Raw genomic sequence first — 17,508 nt, 5'->3', positions numbered from 1 at the left:
ACAGCATTTCGCCCATGCCGGCGCATGAATCTGATTACGCTGCAAATCACCCGAACCCTATGCAACCTCGAATCCTAATGCCGAGCCGTGCGCTCTTGCACTTGTTTTCTCCCGGCGGCGCGCGTAATCGTTTGTCGATACTGATCTATCATCGTGTATTGCCTCGGCGGGACCCGTTATTTCCGGAAGAGGGTCATGCGGAAGACTTTGACCGGCACATGGAACAGCTTGCGGGTTGCTTCAGGATAATGCCGCTCTCGGATGCAATACAAGGCCTGCGCCGTGGGAAGTTGCCGCCGCGCGCCGCCTCCATCACCTTTGACGACGGCTACGCCGATAATGCGGAAGTCGCCTTGCCGATTTTGAAAAAACATGGCATTTCGGCTACTTTTTTTGTGGCGGCCCGTTTTCTCGATGGGGGGAGGATGTGGAACGACACAGTCATCGAATTGATCCGCCATGCAACCGCAGGTATAATCGATCTCCGCAGTTTGGGGTTGGGGCAATTCGAGATTGAGACTATTCCCCAGCGTCGTCAAGCCATCGAGTATCTGTTGGGTGAACTCAAGTACTTGCCTCCCGAGATGAGGCAATCGAAAGTAGAGGCGATGAGCTCGCTCATCCCCGTCGCCCCCGGTTCCAGCGGCAATCTCATGATGACATCGGATCAAGTCAGGGTTCTGCACGAGGCAGGGATGGAAATTGGCGGACATACCGCTAGCCATCCCATTCTTGCAAAAATGGAAAATAGCGCAGCTTGTGCCGATATTGCCCATGGCAAGGAAATACTTGAGGGCATTATTCGCGCGCCGGTGCGGCTTTTCGCTTATCCAAACGGAAAACCGGGAAAAGACTATTTGCCAGACCACGTCAGGATGGTCAGGGACCTGGGCTTTGATGCGGCGGTTTCAACTGCTCATGGCGCAGCAAGGACGGACAGTGATTTATATCAGCTCCCGCGGTTTACCCCATGGGATCGGGGGCCGGTGCGTTTAACCCTTCGGATGGTTCAAAATATGCTCAGGACCGTGGAAACGGTTTAGCAGCATCCATATAAGCTCATCTGCATTTCATATCCCGAGTTCGGGATTGCTTCATTAAGCTTGTTTCCCAGAACGAATCAGGCCTTGGCAGCAGGAGCCTCTTCAGAATACGAGTCTGATAAGCAATCTGTTCCAGGACTCGGCCAATAACTTTTAACGGTACCCTCATTACTTATGGAAAGACCAATTACAGGATTCGACCTGGACAGCGAAGGCGACCCGATAGCCCTCCTCAACTGCGGCCATGCGCAGCATGTACGGCATAATCCACCGTTCATCAATCGCCCGTGGGTTATTTCCGAGGAAGGCCGTAACAGCATGATCGGAAAAATGCTCAACTGCGTTCGGTGCGATAAGTTCGAGATGCCCGATGGTTTTATTCCGTACAAGCGGACGCCTGTATTTACGGAGGAATCGGTTCCCGCCGCGTTGACGAAAGACCATTCCACAAAAACCGGTACTTGGGCAAAAATAACGGTTCTGGAAGGAAAGCTGCGATATTGCGTGGCTGCGCTGGGCGCAGACATGGAATTATCCACGGACAACGTCGGAGTCGTTGTGCCGGAGGTTCCGCATCATGTGGAACCTTTGGGCGCTGCACGTTTCTTCGTGGAATTTTATCGCGCACCGGATAAGGATGCGTAAAATCCGGGCGTTCTTGCTCATAAAACCATCCACAGTCAATGGAGAATGATTCCATACTCCTCACTTGTCCTTGCGGCTGCTTTAACCTAGATCCGGCAGCTGGACGGGGTGGAGTGAGCGGTTTTTGGGGTGCAGAGCAAGGCGCAACGACACGGAATGCGACCGCGCAGGGCGGAGCAGTGCCTTCCGCAGGAAGGTGCGACCCCGAAGCGGGATGCGGGCACCCCATGCGCGTAGAACGCGATCGCGGCATCCCCTGCGCTACCCGATCCCCGCTTCGCGGGGTCCCTCGTGCGACGCTTCAGGGCGCCATTCCATTTCAAGGAGTTGCAACGCAGCGCTGTGCCGCAAAAACTGTTCAATCCGCTCCGTAGCGAGCTTACCGGAAAGGTGGGAGCTCACAGGATACGAAAAGTCTTCTTTGGTTATCGCGCTTGGTTGACAAACGAGCGGTCAACTGCCGGATTTAGGTTTATAGCCATGAGCGCATGCTGGGCATAGCTCTGCGCCTCAAAATCTCACGCGTATTACCTACTCCCAGGGTGGTTTTAATTGACTGTCGTGCTCAAGAAGTTTAGAATCCGCGTGTTTTGAAATCAGCCAACGTCGGGTTCCACAATCCGGCATGGGCTAAAAAACCCGAAGAGGGCGCCGGCTGGAACGAAAATCAGGTCTTCCGAAAACAGAATGGCAATTCGCATGGCTTCACGCTAGCCGGTTGCCTCTGACAGACGCTAGAAAACAATGCCTTTGATACGAAACGAGCCAGTGCGCATTGTCATGCGCTGGCAATTGATCGTCACCATGGCGATGGTGCTGGGTCTTGGATTTTTGTGGGGATTTCACGGTGCCGCTTCCGCATTGTTGGGGGGCGCGGTCAGCCTGGTTTCCGCAGCCGCTTTTTCAGCAATCGTTTCGCGGTACAACGGTTCTACCGCAACGGGTGTATTGATAACGGCGCTAAAAGCGGAGGCGGTAAAGGTTATCGTCATGATTATCCTGCTTTGGCTGGTACTGACGCTTTACAAGGATGTTGTCGCAGCCGGATTTATCGGAACATTTGCACTGACGGTCCTGATTTTCGGAATGGCGTTGTTTGTAAGGGACGACGCAAAGGTTGCCCGAATTAAATAGTTTGAATAGGCAAAAAATGGCATCGGACAAGGAACTCACCCCAACCTCATACATGGATCACCATCTGACGAACCTGACCAGTTCGGTAGGTGAAGGCTCGTTCTGGACACTGCACGTGGACACGCTCGTGATGTCGTCGCTGATCGGTATCATCAGCTTCGGCTTCCTGTGGTGGGTGGTGCGCGGCGCGACTTCCGGCGTTCCCGGCAAACGCCAGGCGTTTGTCGAGTTGGCCATCGAGTTCGTCGATAATCAGGTGAAGAGCACTTTTCACGGCGACCGGCATGCGTTCGTAGCACCCGCGGCGCTAACCGTGTTTGTCTGGGTGTTCATGATGAGCGCACTGGACTTTTTGCCGATCGATATCATGGCTTCGATCTATGAGCTATTGGGGCTGCACAACTGGCGTAGCGTTCCGACTGCCGATGTGAATACCACATTTGCGCTGGCGCTTTCCGTCTGGCTGTTGATGATTTTTTTCAACATAAAGGTCAAAGGGCTGGGCGGCTGGATACATGAGCTGGTCTGCACCCCCTTCGGCAAGAATCCCATGCTGTGGCCGGTCAACCTGCTGTTCAACCTGGTTGAATACGTTTCCAAGCCGCTTTCCCATTCCCTGCGTCTTTACGGAAATATTTACGCCGGCGAAATTATTTTTCTGCTGCTTGGCATGTGGGCTGCCACCGGCCTGGCCGGTACGCTATTCGGCACGGTGCTTGGTGCGGGATGGGCGATTTTCCATATTTTGATCGTTACGCTGCAAGCGTTTATCTTCATGATGCTGACGGTCGTATATCTTTCCATGGCGCACGAGTCCCACTGATTCAGTTTCAACCCTGCTTTCCAGATTACTATTTACTACCACGAAGAGAGGAAAAACGAGATGGACAATTTGCAATACTTGGCGATGATTCAGGCCTACACGGGCATTGGTATCGGCCTGATGATCGGCCTCGGCGCAGCCGGCGCCTGTATCGGTATCGGTATCATGTGCAGCAGCTTCCTTGAAGGCGCTGCGCGTCAGCCTGAAATGATTCCGACACTGCAAGGCAAAGTGTTCCTGTTGCTCGGGTTGATCGACGCCTCATTCATTATTGGTGTTGGTCTGGCCATGCTCTTTGCATTCGGTAATCCATTGCTGGCCGTCATCAAGTAATAATGCCTGCTCCCGGTACCATTATCAGAGACTAGCCATGAATATCAACTTGACCCTTCTTTCCCAGGCGATGGCGTTCGCCATTTTTATCTGGTTCACAGTTAAATTTGTCTGGCCACCGTTGATGCGCGCAATCGAAAACCGGCAGAAAACGATCGCCGACGGGTTGGCTGCAGGCGAGCGAGGCAAGAACGAACTTGAATTGGCCAGCCATCGTTCCGCCGATGTGGTGAGGGACGCCAAGCAGCGGGCGGCCGAAATCATTGCCCAGGCAGAAAAACGCGCTTCCGAGATTGTCGAGGAAGCAAAGTCGGCGGCGAAAGATGAAGGCGGCCGCATCCTCACCGGTGCCAAGGCCGAGGTCGAGCAGGAAGTATTTCGCGCAAGGGAAACGTTGCGGCAGAATGTAGCGGACCTGGCTTTGGCCGGTGCTGCTAAAATTTTGCGCCGCGAGGTAGACGCCAAAACGCACGCGGACTTGCTCGCATCCATCAAAGCGGAGCTCTAAGCGATGGCCGAAGCGCGCACGATCGCACGGCCTTATGCTGAAGCCGTTTTCAAGCTGGCAAAAACCGGTGGCACACTACCCGCCTGGTCGGAAATGTTGCAGCTTCTGGCAACAATAGCGGTGGATGAGCGGATTCAGGCGCTTATCGGTAATCCGAAGGTTCCGGCTAAGCGATTGGGGGAGTTGCTTCTCGGCATATGTGGCGACAAGCTCACCGATGAAGGCCGTAATTTTGTTTTGCTGCTTGCGGAAAACGGCAGAATCGAAGTATTGCCGGAAGTGAGCGAAATGTTCGAACAACTCAAGACCCGTCATGATGGGGTATTGGACGCGAAAATTACTTCCGCGTTTGCCATGAGCGATGCGCAATTGAAAGACCTGGTGGCTGACCTCGAGGCCAGGTTCAAGCGCAAGATAGAAGCCAAAGTAAGCATCGATCCGGAATTGATAGGCGGGGTGAAGGTTGAAATCGGCGACGAAGTGCTTGACGCTTCCGTGCGAGCTAAACTGGAAGCCATGGCTGTTGCACTTAAAAGCTAGGAGCTATTTGAAATGCAGTTGAATCCATCCGAAATCAGTGAGCTGATTAGAAGCAGAATTGAAGGGCTCCCCGCTTCCGCGGAAGTTCGCACGCAAGGAACCGTTGTCTCGGTGACAGACGGGATCGTGCGTGTCCACGGCCTCGCGGACGTGATGCAGGGCGAAATGCTGGAATTTCCCGGCAATACCTTCGGTCTGGCGCTCAATCTCGAGCGCGACTCCGTGGGCGCGGTAATCATGGGTGAATACGAGCACATCACTGAAGGCGATATCGTCAAGTGTACCAGCCGTATCCTTGAAGTACCGGTGGGCGAGGAGTTGATAGGCCGGGTAGTGAACGCGCTGGGGCAGCCAATCGACGGCAAAGGCCCGATAAACACGAAACACTCTGAGCCGATTGAAAAAATAGCGCCCGGCGTCATCTGGCGCCAGTCGGTTAACCAGCCCGTACAAACCGGCCTTAAATCCATTGATTCCATGGTTCCCGTCGGGCGGGGACAGCGTGAGTTGATCATTGGCGACCGCCAGACAGGCAAGACAGCGGTAGCGATAGACGCAATCATAAATCAGAAGGGCGAGAATATGACTTGCATCTACGTTGCGATCGGACAGAAGGCCTCGTCCATCAACAACGTCGTTCGCAAGCTGGAAGAACACGGCGCAATGGAATACACGATCGTGGTGGCGGCCACCGCGTCGGAATCGGCGGCAATGCAGTTCATTGCGCCTTACTCCGGTTGCACCATGGGCGAGTATTTCCGCGACTCCGGTAGAGACGCACTCATCATTTATGACGATCTGACGAAACAGGCATGGGCCTATCGCCAGATATCGCTGCTGCTGCGGCGTCCGCCCGGACGCGAAGCTTATCCCGGCGACGTGTTTTATCTGCACTCGCGCCTGCTGGAACGCGCAGCGCGGGTAAGTGCGGCCTGGGTGGAAAAAGCTACTAACGGCGCAGTCAAAGGGAAGACCGGTTCACTTACGGCACTTCCGGTGATCGAGACTCAGGCAGGCGACGTAACCGCTTTCGTGCCCACCAACGTTATTTCGATTACCGACGGCCAGATTTTTCTGGAAACCGATTTGTTCAACGCGGGTATTCGCCCTGCTATCAATGCCGGTGTTTCAGTATCGCGTGTCGGCGGCGCGGCGCAGACAAAGGTTATCAAGAAGCTGGGAGGGGGCGTACGTCTCGCTCTGGCGCAGTATCGCGAACTCGCGGCATTTGCGCAGTTTGCTTCCGATCTCGATGAGGCCACCCGCAAGCAATTGGAACGCGGCAAGATGGTGACCGAATTGATGAAGCAGCCACAATACGCCACCTTGAGCGTATCCGAGATGGCGCTCACCCTGTTTGCCGTCACCAAGGGATATCTGGATGATGTTGAAGTCAAGCGTGCCTTGGCGTTCGAATCGGCGCTGAAAGGTTTTATGCGCAGCAAGTATGGCGCCATCCTGGACAAGATAGAAACCACCAAAGATATGAACGCGGAGACCGAGAAGGCGCTCGACGCCGCGATTCAGGATTTCAAGAAAAACGGAACATACTAACCCATGGCCGGCAGCAGAGAAATACGCAACAAGATCAAAAGCGTAAAGAATACGCAGAAGATCACGCGCGCCATGGAAATGGTGGCAGCCTCCAAAATGCGCAAGGCGCAGGAGCGCATGAAAAAGGCGCGCCCATATGGCGAAAAAATCCGTAACGTAGCCGCGCACATGAGCCGGGCCTATACCGAGTATCGCCACCCGTTCCTGATAGACCGCGATACGGTGAAACGGATCGGTATCGTCGTAGTGACATCCGACAAGGGATTGTGCGGTGGGCTCAACACGAACGTGTTGCGCATGGCGATAGGTAAAATGAAAGCGTGGGAAGCAGAAGGCGAACAGATCGAAGCGTGCTGTATCGGCAACAAGGGTTTTGGATTCATGAACCGGTTGGGCGCGAACGTCATTTCGCACGTCGTAGGCCTGGGCGATGCGCCTGACCTCGAGAAACTGATCGGGGCGATAAAAATTCTGCTGGATGGCTATACCCAGGACCGTTTCGACCGCGTGTATATTTTTTATACGCGCTTCATCAATACGATGAAGCAGGAGCCGGTGATGGAACAATTGCTTCCGCTTTCGGATGAACAGCTCAAAGCGGGCGATGGTCCGACGGGACAGCGAGGCGTATGGGATTACATTTACGAACCTGAAGCCAAGCCTGTTATCGACGACATCATGGTGCGGTACGTCGAAGCCCTCATTTATCAGGCGCTCACGGAAAACATGGCATCCGAACAGTCCGCGCGAATGGTGGCGATGAAGGCTGCGTCGGACAATGCCGGCAGCGTCATAAACGAATTGACGCTGATATACAACAAATCGCGCCAAGCCGCCATTACCAAGGAATTGTCGGAAATCGTCGGTGGCGCGGCAGCGGTTTAATATTTTGATTTAGCATTTTAGGGAACAACATGAGCCAGGGAAAAATTGTTCAGTGTATCGGGGCGGTGGTCGACGTCGAGTTTGCGCGCGAAGAACTGCCCAAAGTGTATGACGCACTCGTGCTTGAGGGAACAGAGTTAACGCTCGAAGTACAGCAGCAGCTGGGAGACGGCGTGGTGCGCACGATTGCGCTGGGATCTTCGGATGGACTGCGCCGTGGCATGATGGTAACGAACACCCGCGAACAGATCAAGGTTCCTGTCGGCACCAAGACCCTGGGCAGGATCATGGACGTTCTCGGCAGGCCTATAGACGAAATGGGTGATATCGGCGCCGAAAAGACCATGTCGATTCATCGGAAAGCGCCTGCATTCGACGAGCTCTCCGCATCTACCGAATTGCTGGAAACCGGTATCAAGGTTATCGATCTGGTCTGCCCCTTCGCCAAAGGCGGAAAAGTAGGGCTGTTTGGTGGCGCGGGCGTGGGCAAGACTGTCAACATGATGGAGTTGATCCGTAACATCGCCGTCGAGCACAGCGGTTTTTCCGTATTCGCGGGTGTCGGCGAACGGACTCGCGAAGGCAACGATTTCTACCACGAAATGAAAGACTCGAACGTGCTGGACAAGGTGGCGCTGGTTTACGGGCAAATGAATGAGCCGCCCGGAAACCGGTTGCGCGTGGCGCTGACTGGCCTGACCATGGCGGAATATTTCCGTGATGAAGGGCGCGACGTGCTGCTTTTCGTGGACAATATCTACCGTTTCACCCTGGCGGGGACTGAAGTATCGGCTTTGCTGGGGCGGATGCCTTCCGCGGTAGGTTACCAGCCGACGCTGGCCGAGGAAATGGGGCGGCTGCAGGAGCGCATCACATCCACCAAATCCGGTTCCATCACATCGATTCAGGCTGTGTATGTCCCGGCGGACGATTTGACCGATCCATCCCCCGCGACGACCTTTGGTCACCTGGATGCAACCGTAGTGCTGTCGCGCGACATCGCCTCGCTGGGCATTTATCCAGCGGTGGACCCGCTCGACTCCTCATCGCGGCAGCTCGATCCGCTCGTGGTTGGCGAAGAACACTACAATACCGCGCGCGACGTGCAGCAAACCCTGCAGCGCTACAAGGAATTGCGCGACATTATCGCCATTCTTGGAATGGATGAGCTTTCGCCCGAAGACAAACTGGCGGTGGCCCGGGCGCGCAAGATTCAGCGTTTTCTTTCGCAGCCCTTTAACGTGGCCGAGGTATTTACCGGCTCACCCGGAAAATATGTATCGCTGAAGGAAACCATCAAAGGTTTCAAAGGCATAGTTGCCGGCGAATACGATCACTTGCCGGAACAGGCGTTTTACATGGTTGGCGGAATAGACGAAGCGGTCGAAAAAGCCAAGACGTTACAATAGAAAAGATATGCATGAATCCGGTCTTCTCTTTATGAACAATAAAGAGATCAGCCAATCAATGCTGGATGGAAGCTAAAATGGGTGTGTTTCACGTTGATATTGTCAGTGCCGAGGAATCGATTTACTCCGGTCCTGCTGAGTTCCTGGTAGCGCCGGCGGAGGCGGGGGAAGTGGGGATTTATCCACAACACACACCGATGCTGACAAGAATCAAGCCGGGGTCGGTACGCATCAAAGTGCCTCTGCAAGAAGAGGAACTGGTCTACGTTTCCGGCGGCATGCTCGAAGTTCAGCCGGACGTGGTAACCATTCTTGCCGACACCGCCGTGCGGGGCGCCGATCTCGACGAATTGAAGGCGATCGATGCCAAGAAACGGGCAGAGGAAGCCATGAGAGACCGATCTTCCGCGATGGACTATGCGCGGGCACAAGCCGAGTTGGCCGAAGCGATCGCGCAATTGGCCACCATTCAGCGGCTACGAAAAAGCGGGCACTGATAAGCGGGATTCCAGACAAAAAAAGGCGGCGACAACCGCCTTTTTTTATGTCTGGAATAAGCCGCACGGCGACAAGCAGCCTGCAAAACAAAACGCTCGCACAACGCCAGGCTTGCCAAGCGTAACACCAGGCATGGCGCCGAGACTGATGTTCAGGTAAGTAGTAGATGGATTCTGATCCCATGATGTGATAAATTAGCCTACCAAAGTTATTGGTACGACGTTGTCGCGCATGTGTTCCCGAACATTGCCATGCGTGCGGCAAGGCGTATAAATCAGACAGACGTCTGCTGTTCGCCAGAATTTCCTTTCGTTGACCGCTCTTTCATTGACGTGTCTAAACTGAATATCGTAATTCTCGCTGCCGGACTCGGCAAGCGCATGAACTCGGCGCTGCCCAAGGTTTTGCATCCGCTCGCAGGCAAAGCCTTGTTGGCACACGTGCTCGATGCAGCGCGCGCATTGTCGCCGCAAGGAATTTGTATTGTCTATGGTCATGGCGGCGAGGCCGTGCCGCAGGCGATAGACGACAAAAGCCTGACTTGGGCGCAACAGGTGCCGCAACTCGGCACCGGCCACGCAGTGAAGCAGGCGTTGCCCCATCTGGATGAGCATGGTATGACACTCATCCTGTATGGCGATGTACCGCTTACCAGCGTCGAAACGTTAAAAAAATTGATCTCGACTGCTGGCGAAAAAACCATCGGTCTTCTGACTGTAGAGCTGGTCGATCCCTCCGGTTACGGCAGGATCGTGCGTGATGGCGAAACAGGCGAGGTTGTCGCCATTGTCGAAGAAAAAGATGCCACCGCGGCCCAGCGGCAAATCCGCGAGATCAACACCGGCATCATGGTGATCCCGAACCGGTACTTGCATGGCTGGCTGCACAAGCTGGAAAACAACAACGCACAAAAGGAATATTACCTTACCGACATTATTGCGATGGCAGTCAAGGATGGTGTCGGGATACGGGTCGCCCAGCCGGCACATGCCTGGGAAACAGTTGGCGTTAACAGCAAGACCCAGCTCGCGGCGCTTGAGCGGATCTACCAGAACCAATTCGCAGCAAAACTACTGGAGCAGGGCGTGACGCTGGCGGATCCCGCCCGTATCGACATTCGCGGCCAGCTCGTCTGTGGCAGGGATGTGGAAATAGATATCAACTGCATTTTCGAGGGTGACGTGCAACTGGATGATGGCGTGAAAGTGGGCGCTCACTGTATCCTGAAAAATGTCAAGGTTGCGGCCGGGTCGGCGATTGCACCATTCACCCTGATCGAAGCGGCTGAAATCGGAAAAAACTGCCGTGTCGGACCTTACGCCCGCATCCGTCCCGGAACCAAGCTTGCCCACGACGTCCATGTCGGTAATTTTGTCGAAGTCAAAAATAGTGCCATCGCCGCCGGCAGCAAGGCGAATCACCTGAGTTACATCGGCGATGCCATCATCGGAAAGAACGTCAACATCGGTGCCGGCACGATTACGTGCAATTACGACGGCGCCAATAAATACCAGACGATCATCGAGGATGATGTTTTTGTCGGTTCCGATACGCAACTGATTGCGCCGGTTACAGTAGCACAAGGTTCCACCATCGGCGCTGGCTCCACCATCACCAAAAACACGCCGCCGCATAAACTGTCACTGTCACGAGCCAGGCAGCTGAGCATCGAGGGCTGGCAGCGGCCGGTTAAAAAACCGAAGGGTGAGAAATAAAAACTGAAACCGCGGAATTTTCCGGATTATATTTCTTTACGCCTATGCACAATTCTCAGTTTGACGCCTATGTTGGGTAGGATGGGTGGAGCGCAGCGCAACCCATCAAAACTAAGCAACACGACACATTAACCATTAACCGCAAACGAATATCAGCGATGTTGCCTTGGTAGGGCGTGAGAATAACCAGATGATGAGTTGCACCACGCTTCGCCAATCCTACTGAAAACCATACAGAGGCATATATTTCTTCGTCACACCCCGTTTATCCGGCAAGTAGCTGATAATTACCTTCATTCCGGGCCCCAACTCCAGTCCACGCCAACATGACGCGCGCGTAAGCTACTGCTTTGAACATCACCGGACACCCACTCTCTCCAGTATGACCTTTATACTGCTTGTTCGCCAAACCTATAGAAGGATGCTATCAAATGTGTGGAATAGTCGGCGCAGTTGCAACAAGTAATATTGTTCCCACCCTGCTTGAAGGCTTGCGCCGCTTGGAATACCGGGGCTACGATTCCGCCGGGATCGCGCTTAACAACGGAGGGTTGCACAGGCTGCGCACCACAGGCCGCGTTGCGGAACTGAGCAAACTTGCGGATAGCCAGAACTTTAGCGGCGAAACTGGTATTGCCCATACCCGCTGGGCTACCCACGGCGCGCCCTCCGAGCGCAACGCTCATCCGCATTTTTCAGGCAAAAAATCCAAAGAAGTCGCAGTCGTCCACAACGGCATCATCGAAAATCACGAACTGCTGCGCCAGCGCCTGCAGGATGAGGGATTCATATTCACTTCGGACACCGACACCGAAGTGATCGCCCACCTGATTTCGTTTCATCTGGAAAAAACACCCGATCTATTTGAAGCAGTATGCCGTGCCATAGCCGAATTGCAGGGTGCCTACGCAATCGCAGTCATGGAAGAATCGCGCCCGGAACGCATTGTCGTCTGCCGCAACGGCGCGCCGTTATTGCTGGGGCTGGGCGAATCCGGCAACTACGCCGCCTCCGATGCGTCCGCCCTGCTGCAGGTCACACGGCGCATGATCTATCTAGAAGATGGCGATGTGGCTGAACTGCACCGCGACAGCTATCGCATTATCAACTGCCTGCATGACAGCGTGTGCAAGGAAGTGACGCGTACCGTGCAAGAAAGTGAACTCAGCAATGATTCGGTGGAGATGGGGCCTTATGCCCATTTCATGCAAAAGGAAATATTCGAACAACCCGGCGTGGTGGCCAATACGCTGGAGATGGTTCTCAACGCCCAATCCATTTCCCCAAGACTGTTTGGCAGCGAAGCAGAGAATATTTTCAATAACACCGATAGCATACTGATACTTGCGTGCGGCACCAGCTACCATGCTGGATTGGTAGCCCGTTACTGGCTTGAAACCGTAGCGGGAATTCCCTGCAATGTCGAGATCGCCAGCGAGTATCGCTACCGTAATCCCGCGGTCGGTCCGAATACTCTGGTGGTAGGAATTTCCCAATCGGGAGAAACAGCCGACACCCTGGCTGGTCTCATCTATGCGAAATCATTAGGGCACCGTTACAGCCTCGGCATCTGCAACGTGGCTGAAAGTGCCCTGGTGCGCCAGACCGACCTGCGCTTTCTCACTCGTGCGGGCCCCGAAATCGGCGTAGCCTCCACCAAGGCATTCACTACCCAGTTGGCGGCGCTGATGCTGTTCACCATGACGTTAGCAAAAATGCGCGGCAAATTATCCGGCGAACGCGAGCGGGAGATGATCGCCGAGTTGCGGCATCTGCCCGTTGCGCTACAGAACGCGTTACAGGTCGAACCGCAGGTCAAGGCCTGGGCCGAAAGATTCGCGGAGAAAAGCCACGCATTGTTCCTTGGGCGCGGCATGCATTACCCCATCGCCATGGAAGGTGCCCTCAAGCTCAAGGAAATTTCATACATTCACGCCGAAGCCTACGCCGCCGGTGAACTAAAGCACGGCCCCCTCGCGCTGGTGGATAAGGATATGCCGGTAGTCGCCATCGCCCCCAACGACACCCTGCTGGAAAAACTCAAGTCCAATCTGCAGGAAGTCAGCGCGCGCGGCGGCGAACTCTATGTTTTCGCCGATGCCGATTCCCGTATTCAGGAAAGCGAAGGTGTCCACGTCATCCGCCTCGCGGAACACGCTGGCTTGCTCAGCCCGATCCTTCACACCATTCCCCTGCAACTGCTTGCCTACCATGTAGCACTGCAGAAAGGTACGGATGTTGACAAGCCGCGGAATTTGGCGAAGTCGGTGACGGTGGAGTAATTAGATATCTTACGTGCACTAAATGTTCCGCACTAATATAGTCCGAGACATATTATTAAAATCTGAGACAGATAGTTAGGATTCAAAAATATAGTTGAATACTGCTGCGCCTGGATCTGAATTGAAGACTATTGCGTTAAATATCGGTGACATTGAGCCGTCAACGAGTCCCAATAGCAATGGCAATATGACGTTCGAATGAGCAGTCAAGTATTGAAGATCCTAACTAATTGGCCATCTGGAAGCGGGCCGCAGATAAAAAATGCGGGGCATCGTGGACAAACGCGATCTGATCGGTCTGCAGGAAATCTTCCCAAACGAATATTCGCCAAAAAGCCCCCCAGTTTATCCTGTCTTGTTTGTAATTTTTTTGCGGTGAGGCTAATCGGCTGCACGGTTTGATCTGAAAGATAAATTATCTCGATCTCTGCGCCGGGGAATGCTTCTTTCGCAGCCAACACGAAAGCCGCTGCAGCCACATTTTCGGCTTCTGAAGATCGAGAATGTCCAGTCTGGATTCGTCGCAAGACGTGCGTCCCATTCGGACGTATTAATACATCGTCTGGACGTATGGTTATTTCTTCCGAGCCTACTCGAAAGACAAGTCCTGTTGGAATTACAAATTCGTGTTTCGCACGGATAGAAAGAAAATACTGAAGCATTGCCAAAGCAAGATTCCGAAACTGCCCGACATAGCCATGCTCTGCCAACCCGCACTCTTCAAAAGCAAGAAGAACCTGCTGGTTCAATTCATTATGTTCCGTTGAGCGACTAGCATCCCGAATAATTGCTTGAAAAACAGAGCGAACTGCGTCGTGCATCATCATGAATGCTGTGGATTTTCGCCTTCCCCCAACTTGCAATATATGTGTGTAAAAAAAACGCCGTGGACAACGTTCGTAAAGTGCAATCTGTGCAGAAGTGAAACTCAAATTTCCTTTCGCAAGAAATGGAACATTAGCTTTATCTGGATTTTTAGGAAGAAGTTGTGTCGGTCGAACATGTTCTTTATGTAAATGTGGCGACAATCGCTCTAAGAATGATGAATGCGCAAAAGCATGACCGTTGGCTTTTTGATTTACGGCATAGAGAAACAAGCGATCTTTAGCTCGCGACAATGCCACATAAAACAGACATTCTTGTTCAGCGTTATGTCCTGTCGCAAAAAGAGAGCCGTATGATTCCTGACAGCCTTCAACCATGCCGTCCGGTGCGGCGCAAGCTATTGATGGAACGGCACGAGGCAGAGTTCCAGCGTTCATATTTGGGGCATGCACGACTGCGAATTCCAACCCTTTCGCTCCGTGCATCGTCATCAATCTCACTGCGTCGATACTCTTAGCTGCACTAGGCAGTGAACGCAAGTCACGATCATCGTTCAATCGTACTAATCGGCGAATACGATCCAACAATCGAGAAATTGGCAGCCCTGCGCCTGGAGGCTGAACGCGAACAAAATTGAGTAATTGCCATATAGCTATGCAACGCGACCGATCGGTCACTTTGTCAGACACAGCTAATGTCGCTGCGATTCTTGTTCTGTCCAATAAAATTGTCGCTAAGACGTCCCAAGGAGACGAATCTTCTTTAAAACCTTTAAACAAGTTTATAACCGTAGCCACACCTGATTTTCCGGCGTCAGATAAGTCCGCGATCTGGTCTATATCTGTGAACCACTCGAGGTTATTAGTTTCGCTGACTCTTAAGTGATCTAAAATCGCAGCAACATCATTTATATTTATTTGAAACTCGGGCCTGCCAGCCAGGCGTACCAATCCCATCGCACGACGATCAATCAATAGCGACAGCAGTGACAGGAGGTCCTTGACTTCAGGACGTTCAAAAAGATTCCCCAGAAATAATACTGGCACATTAAGATGTTCAAGATCGCGTGCCAAGGTCGATAATTTTTCGTTTCCTGTACAAAGCACTGCTTGTTCACAATATCCAAAGCCAGCACTGCGCATGACTTCGATGTTTTCTGCCAACGCTGCTACCTGGGCGTCGACTTGGTCAACAGAGTACAACATCGGGGCCTTCCCGCTGGCACCGCGCTCTGCTTCTAGTTCACTATTTAAATCCCCCGTACTCATCTTGGTTGAAAAGGACGAATACGCATCTACAATTTCGGAGACAGATCGATAATTACGTTTTAATCGTCCCCGCTCGCCGCCTGGAAAATCTTCTCGGCCAAATCGCGAAAGATTGAAAGAAGAGGCGCCACGAAAGCGATATATAGATTGCTTTGCGTCGCCTACTGCCCATAAATTTTTACCAGTAGCGCATAGCGCTTTCAACAAACGAATGCTGCTTCGATTAACATCCTGATATTCATCAACAAGAACATGATCAAATTGCCTTTGCAAATGCTCTCTGGCACCAATGTTCTTTTCAAGGAGCTGTACAGGCAAAGAAACCAAATCGCCAAAGTCAATACAATTAGCTTTTGATTTTAGTTTTTCGTAAGCTGCATAAACAAGTGCGACTTCACATGTTTTTTCTGCCGCAATTTTATCTTCTTGAGATACCGCACCAGCAAGCATTGCCGTGCTCAGCTCTGCATATTGTTCAGCATTCACCACCTCATCTTTTGCTCTTGAAATGGCCGAAAGTATGTCTGATATGTTTTGTGTTGGATCATATATGTCTCTGTAATGAATTAGCGGTAAGTTGGGAAACTCATCTTCCAAAAGTTCAACTGCCTCAGTTCGATCAAGCATTCTCGGATCTTCCGGCAGTCCCAATTCGGTATAAAACCGCCGCACGATATCCAAGCCGAACGCGTGAAATGTGCCTATCCACATGGCTGATGCAGCATCTTTACGTTTATGTGAAATGCGTTCTGCCATCTCCGCAGCAGCTTTGTTAGAAAACGTCAGCAACAATATCCTACGAGGATCAACGCCTTCGTCCAGTAGACCCTCCACTCTTGCGACCAAAGTTTGAGTTTTCCCTGTACCTGGCCCTGCTTCTAGCAGAAAAGCTGTATTTCGGTGTGAAGCCGCCTTGCGCTGCAGGCAATTTAACGAGTGTTCGATTTTGGGTTCATCCGCTTTCATAATTTGCCGCGGAAGTAGTAGCGCATCGAAAAGCTGCTGAGCGACAACTTCAAATGGTGCGCCAAAGCGCCCAGCGATCTGAGACGCCGACATCTCTTCTTCCACATGAAGTGCTCGAATAAGTTCACGAGGAAGCAAAAATTCGCGCGCAAACAGATCCATTTGGATTTCACGTCGCTGCCGACTTCCGTAACCTACCACTCGTTCGATTCCTACGGGAGACGATTCCGAGGGACGTGTTGGGTCGATATTTTGAGCTGATTCGCCATCGTAGGCGTCTCCTAATACGATATGTCCAAGCTCGTGTGCGATTAAAAATGCACGCTCAAATTCTGACCCGCTTTTCTCATAAAGAATGAGAAAGTCTTTAGGAATTAAACAGGCACGCCCTTTATCCAAAACATTCGCACCGGGCAATACCGCCTCTGCGTCATAATCACGTTTGCGAATTTCAGCCAATACAAACTTGAGCGGCTGCGATGGGTCAGCGTCGCACTTTACGGCGTTATGGTGCAACTCCGCAGCAATCTGTCGCCCAAGTTCGACTGAATCCATCAGTCTGCTTCTTTCAGTAATTCAATTCGCGTGGCCGTATCAACATCTGCGTCAATTAAAAGCTGCTCAAAGCTTACTTGTGAACCATTTTCCAATCTTGAATCCGCTTTGTATTCCCGAGCAAATATCTTTGATGGCAAGGAAAGCACTGTAATCAACTGTTCTGCCATTAAATTCATTGATTTAGCTAGTCGTACTAAGAACCGCCTAGGAACACTTGCTAATACAACCCGGCGTTCGCGAAAAGCAGTTAGAACATTTCTAGGAATCTGAAGTGAGGATGCTATGTCTCTTAACTGCGCAACCGTTAACGATGCGAATGGATCACCGGCTGTGCTGTTAGCGTTCGACATCGAATTACTTTGATTCAGCGCTAAATCGATGGCAGTTGTCGTTTTACGTTCCAGCTCAATCGGATCTACACCCGACTCTCTCAGGTAGGCATCAAATTCATCGGCAGGAGAATTCATGATGAAGTCGAGACCGGCATCAAGCAAGATATCTCTATCGGTTGGTTTTTTCATT

The 17,508-nt window shown here is 52.4% G+C and carries 15 protein-coding genes; 13 read left to right on the top strand and 2 right to left on the bottom strand.

The window, feature by feature from the left end:
• Nucleotides 1–59: 59 nt before the first annotated feature.
• From KJS40_RS13100 to glmS, 13 genes are all read left to right on the top strand, one after another.
• Nucleotides 60–1,043, top strand: a complete 984-nt coding sequence (locus KJS40_RS13100) for a polysaccharide deacetylase family protein (RefSeq protein ID WP_244859607.1) — start codon at nt 60–62, stop codon at nt 1,041–1,043.
• A gap of 174 nt (nt 1,044–1,217) precedes the next feature.
• The gene (locus KJS40_RS13095) at nt 1,218–1,688 is read left to right on the top strand and encodes a DUF3565 domain-containing protein (protein ID WP_213538319.1); all 471 of its coding nucleotides are present in this window, start codon (nt 1,218–1,220) and stop codon (nt 1,686–1,688) included.
• A 744-nt stretch (nt 1,689–2,432) separates the two neighbouring features.
• Nucleotides 2,433–2,822: an ATP synthase subunit I gene (locus KJS40_RS13090; RefSeq protein WP_025040887.1), complete on the top strand. Its 390-nt coding sequence runs from the start codon at nt 2,433–2,435 to the stop codon at nt 2,820–2,822.
• 16 nt (nt 2,823–2,838) lie between these two features.
• Entirely contained in the window at nt 2,839–3,645 is an 807-nt protein-coding gene (atpB, locus tag KJS40_RS13085) for a F0F1 ATP synthase subunit A (protein WP_025040886.1), read from the top strand.
• 60 nt (nt 3,646–3,705) lie between these two features.
• Nucleotides 3,706–3,978 carry a F0F1 ATP synthase subunit C gene (atpE, locus tag KJS40_RS13080; RefSeq protein WP_004180856.1) on the top strand — a complete coding sequence of 91 codons (273 nt, stop codon included), beginning with the start codon at nt 3,706–3,708 and terminating at the stop codon, nt 3,976–3,978.
• Nucleotides 3,979–4,015: 37 nt separating this feature from the next.
• Nucleotides 4,016–4,486: a F0F1 ATP synthase subunit B gene (locus KJS40_RS13075; protein WP_025040885.1), complete on the top strand. Its 471-nt coding sequence runs from the start codon at nt 4,016–4,018 to the stop codon at nt 4,484–4,486.
• A 3-nt stretch (nt 4,487–4,489) separates the two neighbouring features.
• Nucleotides 4,490–5,026, top strand: coding sequence for a F0F1 ATP synthase subunit delta (locus tag KJS40_RS13070; RefSeq protein ID WP_213538318.1), 537 nt, complete (start codon nt 4,490–4,492; stop codon nt 5,024–5,026).
• Nucleotides 5,027–5,038: 12 nt separating this feature from the next.
• Nucleotides 5,039–6,580 (top strand): F0F1 ATP synthase subunit alpha, encoded by a 1,542-nt coding sequence (atpA, locus tag KJS40_RS13065; RefSeq protein ID WP_107729672.1) that lies wholly within the window; start codon nt 5,039–5,041, stop codon nt 6,578–6,580.
• 3 nt (nt 6,581–6,583) lie between these two features.
• Complete coding sequence (atpG, locus tag KJS40_RS13060) at nt 6,584–7,465, top strand: F0F1 ATP synthase subunit gamma (RefSeq protein ID WP_025040882.1); 882 nt, start codon at nt 6,584–6,586, stop codon at nt 7,463–7,465.
• 29 nt (nt 7,466–7,494) lie between these two features.
• Nucleotides 7,495–8,874 carry a F0F1 ATP synthase subunit beta gene (gene atpD, locus KJS40_RS13055; RefSeq protein ID WP_025040881.1) on the top strand — a complete coding sequence of 460 codons (1,380 nt, stop codon included), beginning with the start codon at nt 7,495–7,497 and terminating at the stop codon, nt 8,872–8,874.
• Nucleotides 8,875–8,951: 77 nt separating this feature from the next.
• Complete coding sequence (locus KJS40_RS13050) at nt 8,952–9,371, top strand: F0F1 ATP synthase subunit epsilon (protein ID WP_213539858.1); 420 nt, start codon at nt 8,952–8,954, stop codon at nt 9,369–9,371.
• 333 nt (nt 9,372–9,704) lie between these two features.
• Nucleotides 9,705–11,087 (top strand): bifunctional UDP-N-acetylglucosamine diphosphorylase/glucosamine-1-phosphate N-acetyltransferase GlmU, encoded by a 1,383-nt coding sequence (gene glmU / locus KJS40_RS13045; protein WP_244859606.1) that lies wholly within the window; start codon nt 9,705–9,707, stop codon nt 11,085–11,087.
• Nucleotides 11,088–11,518: 431 nt separating this feature from the next.
• On the top strand, nt 11,519–13,369 hold the full coding sequence (gene glmS / locus KJS40_RS13040; protein WP_213538316.1) for a glutamine--fructose-6-phosphate transaminase (isomerizing): 1,851 nt from the start codon (nt 11,519–11,521) through the stop codon (nt 13,367–13,369).
• A 206-nt stretch (nt 13,370–13,575) separates the two neighbouring features.
• On the opposite strand, the gene KJS40_RS13035 is transcribed toward glmS, so the two are convergent.
• Nucleotides 13,576–16,983 carry a UvrD-helicase domain-containing protein gene (locus KJS40_RS13035; RefSeq protein ID WP_213538315.1) on the bottom strand — a complete coding sequence of 1,136 codons (3,408 nt, stop codon included), beginning with the start codon at nt 16,981–16,983 and terminating at the stop codon, nt 13,576–13,578.
• Nucleotides 16,983–17,507 (bottom strand): hypothetical protein, encoded by a 525-nt coding sequence (locus KJS40_RS13030; protein ID WP_213538314.1) that lies wholly within the window; start codon nt 17,505–17,507, stop codon nt 16,983–16,985. The genes KJS40_RS13035 and KJS40_RS13030 overlap by 1 nt, the downstream gene beginning before the upstream one ends.
• Nucleotide 17,508 lies beyond the last annotated feature (1 nt).

Source organism: Nitrosospira sp. NRS527, assembly GCF_018406445.1.
In the GTDB taxonomy this organism is placed as follows: domain Bacteria; phylum Pseudomonadota; class Gammaproteobacteria; order Burkholderiales; family Nitrosomonadaceae; genus Nitrosospira; species Nitrosospira briensis.
This window is presented reverse-complemented; position numbering and strand designations above follow the sequence as displayed.

What these genes read in the sequence shown, in the direction of transcription:
- atpG (WP_025040882.1), top strand. Translation starts at nt 6,584, where the DNA reads ATGGCCGGCAGCAGAGAAATACGCAACAAGATCAAAAGCGTAAAGAAT.
- atpB (WP_025040886.1), top strand. Translation starts at nt 2,839, where the DNA reads ATGGCATCGGACAAGGAACTCACCCCAACCTCATACATGGATCACCAT.
- KJS40_RS13100 (WP_244859607.1), top strand. Translation starts at nt 60, where the DNA reads ATGCAACCTCGAATCCTAATGCCGAGCCGTGCGCTCTTGCACTTGTTT.
- KJS40_RS13050 (WP_213539858.1), top strand. Translation starts at nt 8,952, where the DNA reads ATGGGTGTGTTTCACGTTGATATTGTCAGTGCCGAGGAATCGATTTAC.
- atpD (WP_025040881.1), top strand. Translation starts at nt 7,495, where the DNA reads ATGAGCCAGGGAAAAATTGTTCAGTGTATCGGGGCGGTGGTCGACGTC.
- atpA (WP_107729672.1), top strand. Translation starts at nt 5,039, where the DNA reads ATGCAGTTGAATCCATCCGAAATCAGTGAGCTGATTAGAAGCAGAATT.
- KJS40_RS13090 (WP_025040887.1), top strand. Translation starts at nt 2,433, where the DNA reads ATGCCTTTGATACGAAACGAGCCAGTGCGCATTGTCATGCGCTGGCAA.
- KJS40_RS13075 (WP_025040885.1), top strand. Translation starts at nt 4,016, where the DNA reads ATGAATATCAACTTGACCCTTCTTTCCCAGGCGATGGCGTTCGCCATT.
- atpE (WP_004180856.1), top strand. Translation starts at nt 3,706, where the DNA reads ATGGACAATTTGCAATACTTGGCGATGATTCAGGCCTACACGGGCATT.
- KJS40_RS13030 (WP_213538314.1), bottom strand. Translation starts at nt 17,507, where the DNA reads ATGAAAAAACCAACCGATAGAGATATCTTGCTTGATGCCGGTCTCGAC.
- KJS40_RS13070 (WP_213538318.1), top strand. Translation starts at nt 4,490, where the DNA reads ATGGCCGAAGCGCGCACGATCGCACGGCCTTATGCTGAAGCCGTTTTC.
- glmS (WP_213538316.1), top strand. Translation starts at nt 11,519, where the DNA reads ATGTGTGGAATAGTCGGCGCAGTTGCAACAAGTAATATTGTTCCCACC.
- KJS40_RS13095 (WP_213538319.1), top strand. Translation starts at nt 1,218, where the DNA reads ATGGAAAGACCAATTACAGGATTCGACCTGGACAGCGAAGGCGACCCG.
- KJS40_RS13035 (WP_213538315.1), bottom strand. Translation starts at nt 16,983, where the DNA reads ATGGATTCAGTCGAACTTGGGCGACAGATTGCTGCGGAGTTGCACCAT.